Origin of the sequence: Streptomyces boncukensis (assembly GCF_011045075.1) — a bacterium.
Taxonomy (GTDB): Bacteria; Actinomycetota; Actinomycetes; order Streptomycetales; family Streptomycetaceae; genus Streptomyces; species Streptomyces boncukensis.
Window position 1 is genome coordinate 1 of sequence record NZ_JAAKZZ010000991.1, and the last position, 1,169, is coordinate 1,169.

Consider the following 1,169-nt stretch of genomic DNA (forward strand, 5'->3'; position numbering starts at 1 on the left):
TGCGTGCTCTCGGCGTGCCGGGTGAAAGCCCTCGTACTGGGCGTACTCGGGCTTTCGGCCGGTGCGGCGAGAGCACGTGCCGGGCGTTCCAGGTGGCGTGCGGGGCTTTCGAAACACCCCCTAGGGCACGGCCTTGGCCGTGGGCAGCCGTACCTCGACCAGGCCGTCGTTGAGCCGTACCTGGAAGGCGGGCTGATCAGAGGTGGCCGGGCCCGCCACGCGGGAGCCGTCGGTGACGCGGAACGTGCTGCCGTGCCACGGGCAGGTCACCTGGCCGTCGCAGACCTCACCCCCCGACAGCGGACCGGACAGGTGCGCGCACCTGTCCGCGAGCGCGTGCAGTTCACCGAGGCCCTCCTCGTCCCGTACCAGCATCACCGGCACCTCGCCGACCGTCCGCCGGACGACCTCACCTCGCGGGAACTCCTCCGGCGCGCCGACCGGGTGCCAGCTCGCGTCGATCAGGTGGGGGACCGAATCGCCGTGGTTCACCCCGGCGCCCTGCCGGTGCGCCAGGTGACCGCCGAGGAACCCGCCGACCGTGGCGGCGGTGAGTCCGGCGAAGCCGAGCAGCCGTCCACGGCCGGGCCTGCGGCGGGCGACGAGGGAGGCGGTGTACAGGGCCACGGCTGTGATGTTCGCCGCCGCATGCACGACCCCGACACGCTGATGTTCGGGGAACTGCTCCGCGTAGTCGACCGCCCCGCTCACAGCGGCCGGCGTCCCGGCCGCCAGCCCTGTGGCGATCAGCAGACGTGCGGCGCGGTGGTCACCGCCGCAAAGATCGAGAAGCGCGGCGGAGCTCCAGGCGCCGATGGGCACCTGGACCAGGGCCGGATGCAGCGCGTGCCCCTGCCAGCCTCCGTGCAGCGCCCCGCGCACCGGGCCCAGCGGCAGCGCCTTGACCCCGGACCGCAGCGGCGCGGCGAACCGGTCGAGCGCTGTGGCGCTCTCCAGCTTTTCGATCTTCGCAAGAGGATTCCGCATGGCCGCCGGGTGACCCGATCCGCCCCGGGGAAACGCCGCCGGGGGTGACGGCACCTCCTAGGCGGTGTCTTCAATTGATCTTGGATGGTGGATCATGGTCGGGTGATACGTCGCCATGAACTGTCTGATGCGGAGTGGGAGTTCGTTCGGCCGCTGCTGCCCGCCTCCTTGCGGGGGCGCAA

1 protein-coding gene is annotated in these 1,169 nt (G+C 72.0%); it reads right to left on the minus strand.

Features of this window, described 5'->3' with window-relative positions:
• Positions 1-120 precede the first annotated feature (120 nt).
• Positions 121-987 (minus strand): Rieske (2Fe-2S) protein, encoded by an 867-nt coding sequence (locus tag G5C65_RS37515; RefSeq protein ID WP_165303513.1) that lies wholly within the window; start codon positions 985-987, stop codon positions 121-123.
• Positions 988-1,169 lie beyond the last annotated feature (182 nt).

What these genes read in the sequence shown, in the direction of transcription:
- G5C65_RS37515 (WP_165303513.1), bottom strand. Translation starts at nt 987, where the DNA reads ATGCGGAATCCTCTTGCGAAGATCGAAAAGCTGGAGAGCGCCACAGCG.